Raw genomic sequence first — 723 nt, 5'->3', positions numbered from 1 at the left:
AACGTAAAGTGCGATATCATCGACCACGGCTCGTCTCCTATGTTTGAGGCTCTGGCTCTGCAGCTAACCCTCGTTCTGAACATAATGCGAGACGAGCCACCCTGTCGGCCAAGGACATGGGGTCTCATCCTGGGTGCTGGGATGGAGGCCAGCATCGATGACGCGACCCTATTCGAATGATCTTCCTAAACGCGTGGCTGCAGTTGCGGGCGGTCAGAGCTGTCGGGTCGTCGCGAAGCGGTTCGACATCGCCGTCTCCTCAGTGGTGAAGTGGTCGCAGCGCCATCGGGTGACCGGCAGCGACTCGCCCGGCAAGATGGGCGGCCATCGCCGGCGGGTGCTGGAGTCGCATCGCGCCTTCATTGTCGAGCGGATCGAGCAGACCTCGCACCTGCCGCTGCATCGGCCGAAGGACGAACTGGCCGCCCGCGGCGTGGCCGTCCCCCATAATGCCATTTGGCAGTTCATGCGCCGTGAAGGTCTGAGCTTCAAAAAGAACGCTGTTCGTCCTTGAGCAGGGCCGAGCCGACATTGCCCGGAACAGACAGCGCTGGAAGACTTGGCAAGCCTGCTTCGATCCGAAGCGGCTCGTCTTTATCGACGAGAGTGTGCTGCAGAGCAGCGGAAGGAGTTCGACATGAACTGAGACCGTAGCGTAAAGCTGCGTGAATGATGGGGGACGGCCCTCCGGGATCGGCTTTCAGGAGCAGGTCTCAAACCAGT

Annotated in this window: 1 pseudogene; it reads left to right on the top strand. The window is 60.9% G+C overall.

Annotated features, from left to right (window positions below):
- Positions 1-157: 157 nt before the first annotated feature.
- Positions 158-623 (top strand): annotated as a pseudogene (locus tag ABK249_RS33880) (transposase); the annotation flags it as partial.
- Positions 624-723 lie beyond the last annotated feature (100 nt).

It is taken from the genome of Neorhizobium phenanthreniclasticum (assembly GCF_040066075.1).
GTDB lineage: Bacteria > Pseudomonadota > Alphaproteobacteria > Rhizobiales > Rhizobiaceae > Neorhizobium > Neorhizobium petrolearium.
The sequence above is the reverse complement of the archived record's forward strand: the minus strand, read 5'-3'. Positions and strand labels throughout refer to the sequence as shown.